This is a genomic window from Nocardia sp. NPDC023852 (assembly GCF_040639505.1).
Classification (GTDB): domain Bacteria; phylum Actinomycetota; class Actinomycetes; order Mycobacteriales; family Mycobacteriaceae; genus Nocardia.
The window spans coordinates 36022-51775 of the sequence record NZ_JBFAAB010000001.1; the positions used below are offsets into that span (position 1 = coordinate 36022).

General features: G+C 67.6%; 14 protein-coding genes. 9 read left to right on the top strand and 5 right to left on the bottom strand.

All coding sequences use genetic code 11. From position 1 onward, the window contains the following. Positions 1 to 11 precede the first annotated feature (11 nt). The gene (locus tag AB0H00_RS00150; RefSeq protein WP_357258380.1) at positions 12 to 896 is read right to left on the bottom strand and encodes an NAD(P)H-binding protein; all 885 of its coding nucleotides are present in this window, start codon (positions 894 to 896) and stop codon (positions 12 to 14) included. A gap of 95 nt (positions 897 to 991) precedes the next feature. Here AB0H00_RS00150 and AB0H00_RS00155 point away from each other — a divergent pair, with 95 nt between their 5' ends. Beyond that, the gene (locus AB0H00_RS00155; RefSeq protein ID WP_357260296.1) at positions 992 to 1804 is read left to right on the top strand and encodes a helix-turn-helix domain-containing protein; all 813 of its coding nucleotides are present in this window, start codon (positions 992 to 994) and stop codon (positions 1802 to 1804) included. Positions 1805 to 1976: 172 nt separating this feature from the next. On the opposite strand, the gene AB0H00_RS00160 is transcribed toward AB0H00_RS00155, so the two are convergent. After that, entirely contained in the window at positions 1977 to 2723 is a 747-nt protein-coding gene (locus AB0H00_RS00160) for a lysophospholipid acyltransferase family protein (RefSeq protein ID WP_357260299.1), read from the bottom strand. Between the two features lie 249 nt (positions 2724 to 2972). Between AB0H00_RS00160 and AB0H00_RS00165 the strand changes: the two genes are divergently transcribed. Both AB0H00_RS00165 and AB0H00_RS00170 read left to right on the top strand, forming a co-directional pair. Continuing rightward, complete coding sequence (locus tag AB0H00_RS00165; RefSeq protein ID WP_357258382.1) at positions 2973 to 3827, top strand: hypothetical protein; 855 nt, start codon at positions 2973 to 2975, stop codon at positions 3825 to 3827. A 42-nt stretch (positions 3828 to 3869) separates the two neighbouring features. Next, positions 3870 to 5408: an MBL fold metallo-hydrolase gene (locus AB0H00_RS00170; RefSeq protein ID WP_357258385.1), complete on the top strand. Its 1539-nt coding sequence runs from the start codon at positions 3870 to 3872 to the stop codon at positions 5406 to 5408. Positions 5409 to 5523: 115 nt separating this feature from the next. On the opposite strand, the gene AB0H00_RS00175 is transcribed toward AB0H00_RS00170, so the two are convergent. The 3 genes from AB0H00_RS00175 to serS form a co-directional block, all read right to left on the bottom strand. Further along, positions 5524 to 6477, bottom strand: a complete 954-nt coding sequence (locus AB0H00_RS00175) for a DMT family transporter (protein ID WP_357258388.1) — start codon at positions 6475 to 6477, stop codon at positions 5524 to 5526. A 170-nt stretch (positions 6478 to 6647) separates the two neighbouring features. Then, positions 6648 to 8435: a bifunctional diguanylate cyclase/phosphodiesterase gene (locus AB0H00_RS00180; RefSeq protein WP_357258391.1), complete on the bottom strand. Its 1788-nt coding sequence runs from the start codon at positions 8433 to 8435 to the stop codon at positions 6648 to 6650. A gap of 174 nt (positions 8436 to 8609) precedes the next feature. Continuing rightward, positions 8610 to 9872 carry a serine--tRNA ligase gene (gene serS, locus AB0H00_RS00185; protein WP_357258394.1) on the bottom strand — a complete coding sequence of 421 codons (1263 nt, stop codon included), beginning with the start codon at positions 9870 to 9872 and terminating at the stop codon, positions 8610 to 8612. Between the two features lie 92 nt (positions 9873 to 9964). Here serS and AB0H00_RS00190 point away from each other — a divergent pair, with 92 nt between their 5' ends. From AB0H00_RS00190 to AB0H00_RS00215, 6 genes are all read left to right on the top strand, one after another. After that, the gene (locus tag AB0H00_RS00190) at positions 9965 to 11671 is read left to right on the top strand and encodes an aldehyde dehydrogenase family protein (RefSeq protein WP_357258397.1); all 1707 of its coding nucleotides are present in this window, start codon (positions 9965 to 9967) and stop codon (positions 11669 to 11671) included. Between the two features lie 73 nt (positions 11672 to 11744). Then, the gene (locus tag AB0H00_RS00195; protein ID WP_357258399.1) at positions 11745 to 12869 is read left to right on the top strand and encodes a septum formation family protein; all 1125 of its coding nucleotides are present in this window, start codon (positions 11745 to 11747) and stop codon (positions 12867 to 12869) included. Positions 12870 to 12879: 10 nt separating this feature from the next. Continuing rightward, positions 12880 to 13230 (top strand): metallopeptidase family protein, encoded by a 351-nt coding sequence (locus tag AB0H00_RS00200; RefSeq protein WP_357258402.1) that lies wholly within the window; start codon positions 12880 to 12882, stop codon positions 13228 to 13230. 164 nt (positions 13231 to 13394) lie between these two features. Continuing rightward, positions 13395 to 13706, top strand: a complete 312-nt coding sequence (locus AB0H00_RS00205; RefSeq protein WP_357258405.1) for a PE domain-containing protein — start codon at positions 13395 to 13397, stop codon at positions 13704 to 13706. 49 nt (positions 13707 to 13755) lie between these two features. Continuing rightward, the gene (locus tag AB0H00_RS00210) at positions 13756 to 14925 is read left to right on the top strand and encodes a PPE family protein (protein WP_357258408.1); all 1170 of its coding nucleotides are present in this window, start codon (positions 13756 to 13758) and stop codon (positions 14923 to 14925) included. Continuing rightward, entirely contained in the window at positions 14922 to 15749 is an 828-nt protein-coding gene (locus AB0H00_RS00215; protein WP_357258411.1) for an ESX secretion-associated protein EspG, read from the top strand. Before AB0H00_RS00210 ends, AB0H00_RS00215 begins: the two co-directional genes overlap by 4 nt. Positions 15750 to 15754 lie beyond the last annotated feature (5 nt).

Here is a 15754-nt window from a genome sequence, read left to right on the forward strand (position 1 = left end):
TGTGACAACGGTCACAGCGATTGGCCTGAGTTCCCCACCGCGGTCACCTCCGCGCCGAACGCGCTCGCATGGTCGGTAGCCCATTCGGCGTACGTGCGGGCGCGACCAAGGATCTGGCGCACATCGTCGGTGACGATCGCGTTGCGTCCCGCGCGGACGTAGGCCTGACCCGCCAAGGCTCCGTCCGCGAATTCGGCGGACATTCCAGCCGTGAGCATGTGCTCGCGCGCCTCGGCCTCCGGTATATCGACGACCCGCACCGGATGTCCGACGACGGCGGCCAGAGTCGCGGCCAGGTCATGCGTGCTGCGCAGCTCCGGGCCGGTGAGCGTATAGACACGGCCCGCGTGTTCGGCGGACAGCAGCGCCTCGACGGCTACCCCGGCGACGTCGCGTGGGTCGATGAAGCCCTGTGTGGCCCGGCCGGTCATGTTCGGCACCGGGTTTCCGGAACGGATGGCTTGTGCCCAGCTCAGCGTGTTGGAGGCGAAAGAACTGGGGCGCAGAATGGTCCAGTCCACGCCGCTCTCGCGCGCGGCCTGCTCACCGGGCAGATGCCAGGTTCCGACTCGGCCGAGGCTCACATCGCCGGTGCCGATGGCGGAGAGCTTGACGATGCGGCCGATCCCCGCTTCGCGGGCCGTGGTGATCAAGGCGCGGTCGGCCTCGACGTACTCCGGGCCGAGCACTCCGACGACGAACGCGGCGTCGGCGCCTGTCATGGCCGTCGCGATGGACGCGAGGTCGGTGTAGTCGCCGCGCACGACCTCGACGCCCGCAGGGACCTCGGCGCGACCTGGGTCCCTGGTCACTGCTCGGACCTGCTCGCCACGGTCCGCCAGCTGGCGGATGATTTCACTGCCGATAGTGCCTGTCGCACCGGTGATCACGATCATGCGAACAACCGTGCTCCGCATACGCCCAGGTCTCTAGGAAATTTCGGCACACCCGGCCGGGTAGCGGACTGCTTAGAGTGGATTCGGTGACCGCCATGCCGCATCCGCCGCCCGTCGTGACGGCCGACCTCGTCGAGACGTTCGAGCTCGCGCCGGAGTCGTTGCGGCCATGGCTTACCGAACTCGCGTGGATGCCGACGGTGCTCGCCCTGTCCGAGCCGTTGGCGCACATTCCGCAGACGGCGACCACGATAGTGCTGTCCGCCGAGCACGACGGTCCGCGCGACGCGCTCGTCGTCGGGCCGCAGACCAAGGCGACCTACTGGCGGCCGAACAAGCCTGCGGGATGCGTCCGTCTGCGTCTGGCGCCCGGCGCCATTCGTTCGCTGCTCGGCGTGCCCGCCGCGGAACTTACCGATCGGACGATGCGGCTGGAAGATCTGCCCGGCCCCGCCGCCGACCTCTCCGCCGAACTGATCGAACTAGCGCCTGAGGAGGTTCTCCCGTACCTCGAGGACGAGTTGCCGCGCCGCATCGCCGACGACCCGGCACAGCGCGACCACCGCCATCTCCTAGCCGCCGCCGTGGCCTGGATCTCGGCCGACCAACCCGTCCCGGTGCCCGAGCTCGCCGCTCGGCTGTCGGTCAGCGAACGCCAACTCCGCAACCTGTTCGCCAGCGGAATCGGCGTCTCCCCCAAGCACTTCGCCCGCATCGATCGGGTACGTAAGGTCCTGTCCCATGCTGGAACTATCCCGTGGGCCGAATTGGCCGCCGCCAACGGTTACTACGACCAATCCCATATGTCAGCGGATTTCCGAACCCTGATGGGCGTCCCACCCACCATGTTCTTCCGCGGTTGCCTGCCCGCCCCGAGCCCATGCAGGCCACTGACGAAGCTCACGTAGAGCCCTGTCTTGGACGGAGCGGAAGAGTTACCTCGACTGCCGTGCGAGCACCTCTATTCAGAGCCATAGGCCTAGGATCACCAGCGGGTCGCGAGAAATCGACCCGAGCTCCGTGCGGACCCGGCTCAGCGGATGTCGTAAACCGGTTCCCGCGCCACCTCAGCTGACCTTACTACTGGGCCGCGTCCTTGCGCGCGGCCTTGGCTTCCGCTTCCGCGGCATCCATGGCGTCCGCCGCCTCCAGGCTAGGGGCGCTGCCGCCGAGCCGGGCCGGGACCCAGTACGCGCCCGGTTCGTGGATGTAGTCCTTCTGCAGATCCAGCAGCATGTCCTGCATGGTCGAGCGCAGCTCGGCGGTGAGTTCGGCGGCGGGCTCGTACGGCTGGATCGGCTCGCCCACCGTGATCGAGATGGGAGTGTTGGTGCGCCCGAGACGTTTTGGAAAACCTTTGGTCCAGACCCGTTGCGCGCCCCAGATGACGATCGGGATGATCGGCACCTCCGCCTCGATCGCCATGCGCGCCGCGCCGGACTTCAATTCCTTGATCTCGAAGCTGCGGCTGATGGTCGCCTCGGGATACACGCCGACCAGCTCGCCGCGGCGCAGATACTCGACCGCGGCCTGGTAGGAATCGGCGCCCGCGGATCGGTCCACCGGAATATGGTTGAGCGCCCGCATGATCGGACCGGAGATCTTGTTGTCGAAGACCTCCTTCTTCGCCATGAACCGGACGTAACGCTTGGGGGTGCGCGCCGGTAGGCCCGCATAGGTGAAGTCCAAGTAGCCGGTGTGGTTCACCGCCAGCACGGCACCGCCCCGCGCAGGGATGTGTTCATCCCCCTTGACGGTGAACTTCAGACCTTCGAGGAAGAAGACGGTTCGGGCCAGCCCGACGATCGTCCGGTAGACGGGTTCCACCATTCCGCTAGCGTAGTCGCTGCCTGTCCCCTCCGGCAGCGTGCCGCCACCGCGCGCCAGAGCGGAGACTGCGCGATCACCCAGACCACCCGCCTAGAGAAGAGGATCTTCGCAGTGGAACGTGCCCGACCGAAACCGCTTGCACACGAGTGGAAAACGCGGGATCGAGATCGGGCGGCAACGTCGCGACCCCGCTGCTCGGACGGGGTGGCCGCGACGTCGATCCAGTGCACGCAAGCCCGACCTCGGATGGCGCCTGCGCGCGGGGTACTGCTCGGCTGCTTGGCGCTGACCGGCGCTGTCCTGCTGACCGGCTGCGACTCGGCCGTCGGAATTCCGGACGACAGCGCGCCGAGGGTGACCGCGCACGGCACGACGCCGCCGGCCGTCGTTCCGATCGGCGCGCCACCGAGCACCTCGACACTGCCCCCGGTTCCCGCCGACGCTCCGCCCGTCGGCGCGGTCCCCGGACTGCCCGCCGCCGCGGCCGCCGTGCAGCGTTGGGCAGCCGACCTGACATCCGACACCATTGCCGAAACGCAAGCGAAATGCTGGACCATCGCGCCGCGGAACGTGGCCGATATGTACGAGAACCAGCAGGCCATCTTGACCGCCCTTGCCCAGCCCGGCACGTCGACCCAGGACATGGCCGTGTGGAAGAGCCCGACCACCACGGTCGCGGTGGACCGCACCGCTGTCGAGACCGGGTACGCCTGCCCCAGGGTCGCCATCGCGGGCGCGGACATCGAGTACAACGACGCCGATGCCAGGCACACCGTGCGCCGCTACCTGGCCAGGTTCGCCGGCGCCCCGCTCGACCCGGCCGACAAGGAAGGCGCCTACCCACTGATCTGCGCTGCGGCCCCGGCCACCTGGGATCCCACGGGCACCGGGCGCCCGGTCTCCGCGCCGCTGGCCGACAATCAGGGCAGGCTCACCGGGACCACCAAGTTCTCCGACCAGGAGATTCGCTCGGAGCAGTTGCGCACGAACTACATCGCGGTGCTGGTTCCGGTGACCGACTCCTCCGGCGTGACGCAGACCCGCACCTTCACTCTGCTGTCCGGTCCGGACGGCTACTGCATCGGCGACGTTTCGCCGTAACCACTACCCTGGTTGGCTGGTAACGGTCAGGAGGAGCAGCTAGTGCAGATCACCAGCGTCGGACACGCCGGATTCCACATCCGCACCGCAGCAGGGTCGATCCTTTGCGATCCCTGGGTCAACCCCGCGTACTTCGGTTCGTGGTTCCCGTTCCCCGACAACACCGAGCTGGACTGGGACGAGCTGGGCAATTGCGACTTCCTGTATGTCTCGCACCTGCACCGTGACCACTTCGACGCGGGGCACCTGGCGAAGTACGTCAACAAGGACGCGACCGTGTTGCTGCCGGACTACCCGGTGCCGGACCTGCGGCGGGAACTGGAGAAGCTCGGCTTTCACGAGTTCGTCGAGACCGAGGACTCGGTCAAGCACACGGTGGCCGGGCCGGGCGGCGAGCTGGACGTCATGATCATCGCGCTGCGCGCGCCGGCCGACGGGCCGATCGGCGATTCCGGACTTGTCGTCTCCGACGGCGAGACCACCTGCTTCAACATGAACGACGCCCGCCCCGTCGACATGGACGTACTACACGACGCGTTCGGTCACATCGATATCCACCTGCTGCAGTACTCGGGCGCCATCTGGTACCCGATGGTCTACGACATCCCCGCCCGCACCAAGTCGAACTTCGGCAAGCAGAAACGTCAGCGCGGCATGGACCGGGCGCGCAGCTACGTCGAACAGGTCGGCGCCACCTGGGTGGTGCCCTCGGCCGGCCCACCGGTGTTCCTGGACGACGAATTGCGCTACCTCAACGACGACCGCGGCGACGAGGGCAACATCTTCCCCGATCAGGTGGTCTTCCTGGAGCAGATGCGCATCCACGGCAACTCCGGGGGCATCCTGATGATCCCCGGTTCGGTCGCCGACGTGCACGGCGCCGAGCTGACGCTGACCCACCCGAGCGATCCCGCCGACATCTATGACAACAAAGCCGAATACATCGAGCGGATGGCGCAGCGGCATGCGTCGGACCTGGTGGTCGAGAAGGCGACCTGGGCCACCGGGGAGGGCCCGCTGCTGGAACCGCTGAAGAAGCTGTTCGAACCGATCATGGCGCAGAGCGATCTGATCTGCGACGGCATCGGCTACCCGGTTGGCTTGGTGATGGGCGAGGAAACCGTGGTGCTCGACTTCCCGAAGCGGGTGGTGCGCGGCCCGATCGAAGGCGAGGGCAAGTACCGCTACGGCTTCCGTATCGCACCGGAACTGGTGCATACGGTGCTGCGCGACAACGAGCCGGACTGGGTGAACACCATCTTCCTGTCCACCCGCTTCCAGGCCTGGCGCATCGGCGGATACAACGAATTCCTCTACACCTTCTTCAAATGCCTCACCGACGAGCGGATCGCCTACGCCGACGGCTGGTTCGCCGAAGCCCACGACGATTCCGCCTCCACCGAACTCGACGGCTGGGAAATCCAGCGACGCTGCCCGCATTTGAAGGCGGACCTGTCGAAATTCGGTGTGGTGGAGGGGAACACCCTGACCTGCAACCTGCACGGCTGGCAGTGGGATCTGGAGTCGGGACGGTGTAAGACGTCCAAGGGGCACGAACTGCGGTCGCGCAAACTGGCCTGAGCACACGGCGTGTCCGCCAGTTCCTCCGCACAACGCCTGCTCATCGTCCCTACCGCGCAGCCGCCCGCCCGCCGCAACGGCACGATCACCGGTACGGCGACCTCAGCACCACTGATCAGGATGTCGACCGAGTGGCGATGCCCACCGCGACGAGGGTCAGCGCGCAACCGATGATCGCGGTGACCGACAGTCCCGCGCTGGTCGGAGTGAGGACGTCGAGGACAAGTGAGGCCATCAGCTGCCCCGCCACGGAGGTGAGGCCGAGGAGCAGGACACCGATCCAGCGAACGGTCGACGCGGCAAGGGCGATGAAGGCGACGCCGATGAACCCACCGAGGTAAAGCCATGGCTGGGTGGGGAATTCGGCCGGACCGCTGGAGGTCGAGACCTCTGCGGCCTCGAGGATGAGCAGGGCGATCAGACCGACACAGAAGTTGACGATAGTCGCCGAGAACGGCCCACCGATCGCACCCACCTTGCCGTTTACTGCCTGCTGCCAGGCCAGACCGATCCCCGCGAGCGCGGGCAGCACGATCAGCAGCGCGGTCGGTGCGCCGCGCAGCGCATCGGGGACAGAGAGACCACCGGTGGCTCTGGTGTGGCCGAACCCGGCCACCAGCACCGCGAGCACGCCGAGCGACGCACCGACCAGGCGCACCGCCGTAACCGGCGTGCGGCCGCTCGGGCCGAGTCCGAGCCTGTCGACCACCAGGCTGCTGAGCAACTGCCCCGCGACGGTCGCCACGGTGAACGCGGTGACGCCGATGGCCGCGACAGTCAGACCCTGACACGCGACGAAGAACGCACCACACAAACCGCCGAGCAGCTGCCACGGCCGCAGCGCGCCGTCGGACAACGCCCGCCGCACCTGCCGCGCGCCGTCGCGCAGCCGTCCACTGAACGCGAATGCCACCGCGAGCACCAAGAACCCGATGCCGAAACTGAGGGTGGCTGCGGCAATCCCGTCGTGCAGCCGCGCACCGAGCGCACCGTTGATCCGTCCCTGCACCGCGACACCGGCGCCGATACCGAACCCGAAGAGCAGCCCGAGTCTCACCTGCGCGGTCATGCCCCGCACGCTACCGGGCGGATCCCCCGCTACGCCTGGCACACGACTGCGGCAAAACACGAGTAGCCGCTCGTAGCCGTAGAGGAGCAAACGCATGTTGCAGCATGTATCGGCGACAAAGGAAGCGAGCCACTGGCCTCGAGGGAATCAGCGAGGCAACGCCAACAGAATCAAGGCATCGGCACCCAGCCGTTGGCGCGAACCGAGTCGCCGTCGCCGAGTTCTCGGTCCGCGACGCCGGGGCCGACCCGGCCCTGGTGCTCGTTGAGGTCGCTGATCAGCTCGGACACCGGATGCGAGTCGCTGTAGTGGTAGCCCTGGGCGAGCGCGAAACCCAGCTCGGTGAGCACCGCGGCCTGGTATTCGGTCTCCACGCCCTCGGCGATCACCTGCAGGTCGAGCGCGCTGGACAGGGCAGCGATCACGCCGAGCAGTGGCGGCGCGGGCGAGTCCGAACGGATCGCGGCGACGAAGGACTGGTCGACCTTGAGGATGTCGCTGGGCAGGGTTGCCAGCCTGCTCAGCGAGGAGTATCCGGTGCCGAAGTCGTCGATGGCGATGCGCACGCCCCGCTCGCGCAAAGTATGCAGATTGGCGATCGCGGTTTGAGATTCGGCGGCCAGCTCGCTCTCGGTTACCTCGAGCACCAGCTGATCGGCGGGCCAGCCGGTGCCGGCGAGGATGTTCGCCACCCGGTCGGCGTAATCGGACTCGGCCAACTCGAGCCCGCTGACGTTCACATTCAGGGTCAGATCGAGCTGGGCGAAGGTCTCCTGCAGCCGCGCCGCGTCCGCGCATGCCCTGCGCAGCACCAGTTCGTCCAGGTCGGCGATAAGGTCATATTCCTCGGCGACCCGGATCAGACCCTCGGTGGTGACGTCCGGCTGCGCACTGGATGACCAGCGCAGCAGCGCCTCGACCCCGACCGCCTTGCCGCCGCCCTCGGTCAGGCTGACGATCGGTTGGTAGTGCACGTCGAGCGCGCCTCGGTCGATCGCCTCGCGCAGTTCCACCGCCAGCGGCAGCTGCCGGGAAGACTCCAGCACCGTCCGGTTGCGACCCGCCTGCTTGGCCCGGTACAGCCCCACATCCGCCCGGCTGACCAGCAGCGATCCGGACTCCCCCGGCTGCCAGGAGGTCACGCCCGCCGAACAGCCGGTGGTCACCGCCGCGCGGAGCTGTTCGGTGAGCAGGATCGCGGCTTGCTCGGTGGTGTTCGGTAGCAGCAGCGCGAACGCGTCGCCACCGTAGCGGGCCAGGCGCTGGCCCGGGGCGAGCAGTTTGGACCAGGTATCGCCGACCCGCTGCAGGACCGCGTCGCCCGCGCGGTGACCGAGATGATCATTGATCTTCTGGAACCGGTCCAGGTCGACCAGCACGAGCGCCAGGCCGTGCCCGTTCCGGGTGGCCTGCTCGATCGCGGTGTTGAGTGCCCGATCGAAGCCTCGGCGGTTGAGCAGGCCGGTGAGCACGTCGATGTCGGCCTCCGACGCCATCCTGGTCAGCACGCCGACGACCACGCCGACGCCGACGGTCACCCCCGCTGGTATCAGGCCCGACCACCAGGGAAGCGCGGGCATCACCGGCCGCGCCGGCAGCACCCACAGGCACAGGACGACCGCGAAAGCGATGTGAGAAGCCGCCTGGGACCAGGCGAAGAACAGCGCAGCGTCGCACGCGATGAACACATAGAACGCGGCGAGGCTGATCGCACCCACCGTGTTCGGGAACGAATGCACCGCGATCGTCACCAGCACCGTCGCGATGGCGACGTAGACGTGGTGAATCGTATGGGGCAGCCGCGGCCCCCACGCGAGCAGCGTGAGACCGAGCACCAGCGCTACCGCTGCCGCCCCACCTACCAGCGCCCGATTACCCTCGTCGCCAGGGGCGATCCCGGTGATCAGCAGACCCAGGATCCCACCCATGACGTAGAACGCCCCGGTGGTCCGAGCCATGACCATAGCTGTCGCCAGCGCAGACGCGGCCCGTACCCGGGTTCGGGTATCGCCGCGAGACCCGATTCCTCGCACAGGGAATAGCCTAGACACAACGGATCTCGGCGGTTGCCACATCCCGGGAATACGGTGCGGCGAACCGTTGGCTATTCACTGGAAGATCATTGCGCGCGCCTAGTTCGGCGGTCGCAACACATCGGTGCCGACGAACGGAACCAATGCCGCGGGAACCCGCACCGAGCCGTCGGCTTGCTGATGATTCTCCAGAATCGCCACGATCCAGCGAGTGGTCGCCAATGTACCGTTCAAAGTAGCTGCGATCTGCGGCTTTCCGTTCTCGTCGCGGTAGCGGACGGCGAGGCGGCGGGCCTGGAAGGTGGTGCAGTTGGAGGTCGAGGTGAGTTCCCGATAGGTCTGCTGGGTGGGCACCCATGCCTCGCAGTCGAACTTGCGCGCGGCCGAGCTGCCCAGATCACCGGCGGCGACGTCGATCACCCGATAGGGCACCTCGACGGCCGTGAGCATGTCCCGCTCCCACTCGAGCAGACGCTGATGCTCGGCGTCGGCCTGCTCCGGCGTGGTGAAGACGAACATCTCGACCTTGTCGAACTGGTGCACGCGGATGATGCCGCGGGTGTCCTTGCCGTAGCTGCCTGCCTCCCTCCGGAAGCATGACGACCAGCCCGCATACCGCTTGGCGCCGCCGCTCAAATCGAGGATCTCGTCGGCGTGGTAGCCGGCCAGCGGCACCTCCGAGGTACCGACGAGGTAGAGGTCCTCGTCCTCCAGGTGGTATACCTCGGCCGAATGCTTGCCGAGGAACCCCGTGCCCGCCATGATCTCCGGACGAACCAGCACCGGCGGGATCATCATGGTGAAGCCGTTGGTCACGGCCTTCCGCGCGGCCAGCTGCAGCAGCCCCAGTTGCAGCAGCGCGCCGTAGCCGGTGAGGAAGTAGAACCGCGCGCCGGAGACCTTGGCGCCGCGCTCCATGTCGATCAGGCCGAGCGACTCGCCGAGCTCCAGATGGTCCTTCGGCTCGAAGTCGAACTCCCTTGGCGTACCGACCGTTTCGAGCACGACGTAGTCGTCCTCGCCGCCCGGGGGGGCGCCCTCCTGCACCACGTTCGAGATGGCGCGGTGCGCGGCGTCCAGGTCGGCGTTGGCGGCGTGCTGCGCGGCCTCGGCCTCCTTGACCTTGACCGACATCTCCTGCGCCTGCGCGAGCAGCCCGGAGCGCTCTTCCTTACTCGCCTTCCCGATCAGCTTGCCCATCGCCTTGTGCTCGGCGCGCAGGTTGTCCGCGGTGGCCACCGCGGCGCGCCGCGCCGCGTCGGCCTCGAGCAGGGCGCCGACGAGGGCGGGGTCTTCGCCGCGGGCGCGCTGCGAGGCGCGGACCGCGTCGGGGTTGTCCCGCAGGAATCGGAGGTCGATCATGGGCCATCAGCCTAGTGGTCGCCGAGTTGCCGTTTCACGCCGATATCCCAGGATGTGAGCCAACGGCCCAGGATCGCGCGCATAGTTGGGTTGTGGGTACCCCTTTCGACGAGACAGCCATCGACAACGCGTTGGCCGACCTCTCCGCGGGCGAGAAGGCGTGGGCCGCGACCTCGCTGCGCCGTCGCCGCGAACTGCTCGACGAGATCCACGTCCGAACCGGCCGCTTCGCCGAGGACTGGGTACGTTCGGCATGCGCGATCAAGGGACTGGACGAGGACTCGCCGCTGGTCGGCGAGGAGTGGATGTCCGGCCCGCTCACCCTGTTGCAGGCCACCGCCGCGCTCTCGGCGACCCTCTCCGTGCTGGAGACCGGGAACAGCCCGCTGACCGGCATCACACTGCAGGAAGCGCCGGGTGGACGGGTCGCGGTGCCGATCCTGCCGCGGGGCGTCTACGACCGGCTCATGCTCAACGGCTTCCGCGGCGAAGTATGGCTGCGTCCCGGCGTCGACGCGGCGACCGCGCGCAAACGGGCCGGGCTCGCGCAGCTGGATCCCACCGCTACCGGCGGTATCGGCGCCGTCCTCGGCGCGGGCAACATCACCTCGATTCCGCCGCTCGACGCGCTCTACGAGTTGTACGCGCACAACCGGGTGGTCGCGCTGAAGCTGAACCCGATCACCGATCCGCTGTACACGGTGTTCGAAATGGTGTTCGCGCCGCTGCTCGAGCTGGGCGTGCTGCGGATTCTCACCGGAGGCGCGGCGGAGGGCAGCTACCTGGTACACCACGACGACGTCGCACACGTGCACATGACCGGGAGCGCGCACACACACGACGCGATCGTGTGGGGGCCGGGCCAGGAGGGGCTGGAGCGCAAGAAGGAGCACCGGCCGCTGCTGGACAAGCCGATCACCAGCGAGCTGGGCGGCGTCTCACCGACCATCGTGGTGCCCGGCGACTGGTCCGACGCCGACCTGCGCTACCAAGCCCAGCATGTAGCGACCCACCGGCTGCACAACAACGGCTACAACTGCGTCGCCGCGCAGGCGATCGTGCTCAGCGCGGACTGGGATCGCAAAGACAGGTTCCTCGCCGAGCTGCGCACCGCGATCGAGCGGGCGCCACAGCGCGCCGCGTACTACCCGGGCAGCGATGTGCGTGTCGCGGACGCGCTGGCGTCGTATCCGGATGCCAAGCGTTTCGGCCCCGGGGCGGGCCGGGTCCTGGTCGAGCAGCTACCGCACACCGACACGCCGCTGCTGCGCAACGAATACTTCTCTCCCGTGCTCGGCGTGGTCGAACTGCCTTACGCGGGCGGTGAGTTCCTGCACCGTGCGGTGGACTTCGCGAACACCGAGCTGACCGGAACGCTCGGCGCGAATGTCATCGCCCATCCGGCGACCATCCGCAGGCTCGGCATCGGTTTCGACCGCGCGATCGAGCGGCTGCGCTACGGTGCGATCGCGGTGAACACCTGGACCGGGCTTGCCTTCCTCGCGCCGCGCGCGGCATGGGGCGCCTTCCCCGGGCACACCCTGGACGACGTGCAGAGCGGAATCGGCGTGGTGCACAACGCTTTTCTCCTGGACGACGTGGAGCGCACGGTGGTGCGCGGTCCATTCCGGCCCGCGCCGCGCTCGCTGGTGCGCGGCGAGCCCAGCCTCTCGCCGAAGCCGCCGTGGTTCGTCGACAACGCCACCGCCGCGACGACCGGACGGAGGCTGACCGAGTTCTACGCGAGCGCGAACCCGGCCAGGCTGCCCGGGATCTTCCTGTCGGCGTTGCGCGGCTGACCCGACGCGCGGGCTCGTGTCGATCGGGCCAGGTCGTAGCACCAAGGCCCAGACACTGCCATGATGGATCGCGATGTCACCCGCACATGTGCCCCCGCAGAAGCTCAGGCGCGGCCCTTCGACGCGCGCCGAGGAGGTTCGCCGACTGTTCGATTCCGCGAAGGCCGCGGTGTCCGACGGCAACCTGCATCTGTCCGCGCCGACCCTGCGCTGGGGTCTGCTCGCGGTGGCTGCCGGCGCAGTGTTGGCTGCCCTGGTGACACTGTTCGTGACCGGCTTCGACAACGGGAAGGGCCTGGAGGCGCACAACCCGGGCTCGCCCGCGCAGACCGTGCTGGACAAGGAGTTCGGCACCGCCGCGACGGGTGACTGCCTGAGCTGGACCAGGAACGACCGATCCGACCTGGCCAAGGTGAACTGCTCGAGCAAGCACATGTTCGAGGTCGCGGCCGATATCGACATGAGCAGGTATCCGGGCAAGGAGTTCGGCCCCGGCTCACGGTTCCCGGACTCACTGCGGCTCACCGAACTGAAGGAAGAGCACTGTGTTCCGGCTGTGCAGGAGTACATGTCGGGGCACTTCGATCCGCGCGGCAAGTACATCGTGGGCCTGATGTATCCCAGCCCGGACGGCTGGCAGCACGGTGACCGCACGCTGCGCTGCGGACTGCAGGTAGCGGCCAGCGCGGGCACGCCACCCTCGGTCGGCCGCGCCGCCGAGCACGACCAGTCCAAGGTGTACGAGCCGGGCATGTGCCTCGGCATCAATCAGAACCTGCCGACCGATCCGGTGGATTGCGCGCAGCCACACGCCGTGGAGATCGTCTCCACCATCGACCTGGGCACGCGCTTCAACGGCGGACCACCGCCGAAGGAGGAGCAGGACAAGTTCGTCGAGGAGGAGTGCGCGCGGACCTCGACCGACTATCTCGGCGGCCCGGATGTGATCCGCAACAAGACACTGACTCTGTTCTTCGACTACATCGACGCCCGCAGCTGGATGGCGGGCAGCCGCAAGCTGGATTGCATGCTCGGAAAGGGTGCCGATCGGGAAGGCTTCGCGCCGATCACCGGTTCGGCCAAGGGAGACATCCTGATCAATGGCCAGGCACCGGTGCCGCCGCCGAACAACGGGCGCTCGACCCCCGCACCGCTGCCCGGCGCAGCTCCGCTGCCGCCGCAGTCCCAGCCGAGGTAGACCGGCGCCGATGTCGGTCTCGATGTCCGCGGACCGGTTCGAGGAACTGGTCGGTGACGCGCTCGATCTCATCCCGCCTGAGCTGACCCGCGCGATCGACAACGTGGTCGTGCTGATCGAATCGCGCGATCCGGAGGATCCACACCTGCTCGGGCTCTATCACGGCATCGCGCTCACCGAACGCGACAGCCATTACGGCGGAGCGCTTCCGGACACCGTGACGATCTACCGCGCGGCCATTCTGGACATCTGCGCCGACGAGTCGGAGGTGGTGCAACAGGTGGCGATCACTGTGATCCATGAAATCGCACACTATTTCGGGATTGACGAAGACCGTCTGCATGAGCTGGGATGGGGCTAGCCTTGACCGAGCTGGATGGCGTACCCGGAACGAGGGGTGTGTAATCAGCAGGGAGACTGGAAAGTAGGGGATTCGATGGAACCGATCGCGTTGCTGTCGCGTCCTATCACTCGTAGGGGGAATTCTCGTGGTTCCGCCCCATAACCACTAGAAGGAGTCGAGTCATGGTTGGACACGTACTGATCGCGCCCGAAGCCATTCTCGCCGCCGCAGCCGAACTCGACCTCGTTGCCGAACGACTGGCCGCAGCAGCAGCGATAACCGCGCCCGCGACACACGTGCTTCCCTCTGGCGCGGAGGAAGTCTCATTCCTCGGCGCCGGCCATTTCAACCAAGGGGCGATGTCCCACGACCGTGCGGTCGCGCAGGCCATTCTGGAATGCCACCACGCCGCGGCAACGCTGCGCATGCAGTTGGCCCAGCACCTCGCCGGTGATGTGGTGCGCGCCACAGGCATCAACGCCATCCAGGTGTAGTTCCGACACCGAGACCCGTCAGCAACACCTAGTCAGGGGAGAAGACAACATGGTTGCAGGAGTCACCGGGGTGATCTGGGCCGCCCGGCCGTCGGAGATCAATTCGGCCACCCTTCACGCGGGCGCGCACGCGATTCCGATTTCGGCGGCCGCCACCGCCTGGGGCGGGCTCACCGCCGCCTGGGTCGACGCGACAACGACCGTCGCCAGGGTAATGGCCGAGCTCGGCGTCGGTATGCAGGGCGTCAACGGTATCGCCGTGCTGAGCAAGCTCACGGGTTTCCTCGGCTGGTCCGAACAGCAGGGCGTCCAAGCTGCCGCGATGGGCGCGAAGGCAGCGGGGAATGTCATCGCATATACCGTCGCCGCGTTGGCGATGCCGAGCCCGCCGGAGATCGCGGCCGTCAACACCGCCCTGGCCGCCTCCGCGAACCCGCCGGGGGTATTGACCGGCGCCTTCGAGGCCGCGGAGGTCACCAGACACCTCATGGACATCCGTGCCGCGCTGGTCATGGAGACCTACGAGGCCGCGACAAGCGCCATGCTCGCCACCCCCGCCGAGTTCCTGCTGCCGCCGCCGATCGCCAGCGGCGCCGGAACGGCCAACCCTGGGCAGGCGGCAGACGCGGCGTTCGAGGTCCCGACTGATCCGATTCAAACCGCCATCGCCGCCACACAGGCATTCCTGAGCAACCCCGGCGTGGCGAGCGCTGCCACGCAGGCCGCCCAGGCTGTCGGTTCGATCGCCACCACCGGTGTTTCGACCGTCGGAAATGTCGCGGGCAGTGCGATAGCGGCGGCCACCAACACCGCGCCCGCCATGTCCGGCATCGCTCCGATGGCCATGGGCGCCGGTGTGGCTACCGCCGGTAGCGCCGCCGCGACACGCGCCGTATCGTTCTCCGGCACCGGGTCACCGGCGGGCATGAACAACGGCTCCCTCAAACTCCCGGAAGGCTGGGGCACGAACGGCACGATCGGCGGCGGCTCCCCCGCGCAGGAGACCGTCGCGGTCAACCGGGTCGACGCGGCGCCGGTCCGGGCGGCGAATACGGGCAACGGCAACCCCCTGCTGGGGAACCAGGCCCGTAGCGCCGAGGACGATGAGACCGAGCACAACGACCGGGACTACCTTCGGTCGACCGAGCACTTCAACGACGGTCGGTTCGCCGCCGATGGGGTCATCGGCGGCGGTGACTTCAGCGGGACGGCTAAGTGACCGTACTCGGTGCGGGCCATGGCCCATCGACGCTCGAGGCGGTCGTCCTGTCCCTCGACGAGATGCAGTTTCTCCTGGAGAAGCTGGAGATCGAGGTCCCGGTCGTGTTGAACGCGAGGGGACGCTACGACAACGTGACCGATCACAAGGCGGCGATGGACGCGGCCGCCGAGTCCCTCGTCCGGCGGGAGCTGCTCATCGATGATGTGGTGCACCTCGATCTGGAGGATCGGCTGCGCGCACTGAACCGGCCGCACTGGGTCATTGCGCTGCGGTTGATTGTCGATGGATACGTGAGCCGCTTCTGTCTGGCGAAGAGCGTCGACCTCTCGGTCGTCGCTCTTCGCGGGCAGGACTCCTACGTCATCGACGAGGCAGGGATCGATCTGCCTGGCACGGCGCTTGCGGCGCTCGGCTACGCCGAACCGCTCGAGCTCTACGGCATGAACGCTCCGACCGATCAGCTCGCCACGATCTTCGGAGACACCGGAGACGCCGCGGCCACCGCGGAACGACTGACGAAGGTCGGCAACCCTGCGCATGATGCGAGGACCTTGGCCGCCGCCCTGGTCGAGATCCACTCGTATGCCGAGATAGTCGGCGTGGTGTACGGCGACGGCACCCGGGATGTAACCGATAACCACATCGCCGTATTCAACACGCGCGCAGGACGATTCATCGCGACCGCGAGCAGGTCCGACGACGGCGTCAAATGGACCTCACTCAGCAGCGGAACCACCGCACGACTGCGCACGGCGCTGCAGGATCTGATCAACTCGCTGCCGGAACGCGAAGACTTCCCGAAGAACCCGACGCTTTCCTGACCGCG

Bases quoted from the DNA above. Each gene is read 5' to 3' on its own strand.
- AB0H00_RS00200 (WP_357258402.1), top strand. From the start codon at position 12,880: ATGTCGGTCTCGATGTCCGCGGACCGGTTCGAGGAACTGGTCGGTGAC.
- AB0H00_RS00195 (WP_357258399.1), top strand. From the start codon at position 11,745: ATGTCACCCGCACATGTGCCCCCGCAGAAGCTCAGGCGCGGCCCTTCG.
- AB0H00_RS00155 (WP_357260296.1), top strand. From the start codon at position 992: ATGCCGCATCCGCCGCCCGTCGTGACGGCCGACCTCGTCGAGACGTTC.
- AB0H00_RS00165 (WP_357258382.1), top strand. From the start codon at position 2,973: ATGGCGCCTGCGCGCGGGGTACTGCTCGGCTGCTTGGCGCTGACCGGC.
- AB0H00_RS00150 (WP_357258380.1), bottom strand. From the start codon at position 896: ATGATCGTGATCACCGGTGCGACAGGCACTATCGGCAGTGAAATCATC.
- serS (WP_357258394.1), bottom strand. From the start codon at position 9,872: ATGATCGACCTCCGATTCCTGCGGGACAACCCCGACGCGGTCCGCGCC.
- AB0H00_RS00175 (WP_357258388.1), bottom strand. From the start codon at position 6,477: ATGACCGCGCAGGTGAGACTCGGGCTGCTCTTCGGGTTCGGTATCGGC.
- AB0H00_RS00205 (WP_357258405.1), top strand. From the start codon at position 13,395: ATGGTTGGACACGTACTGATCGCGCCCGAAGCCATTCTCGCCGCCGCA.
- AB0H00_RS00210 (WP_357258408.1), top strand. From the start codon at position 13,756: ATGGTTGCAGGAGTCACCGGGGTGATCTGGGCCGCCCGGCCGTCGGAG.
- AB0H00_RS00180 (WP_357258391.1), bottom strand. From the start codon at position 8,435: ATGGCTCGGACCACCGGGGCGTTCTACGTCATGGGTGGGATCCTGGGT.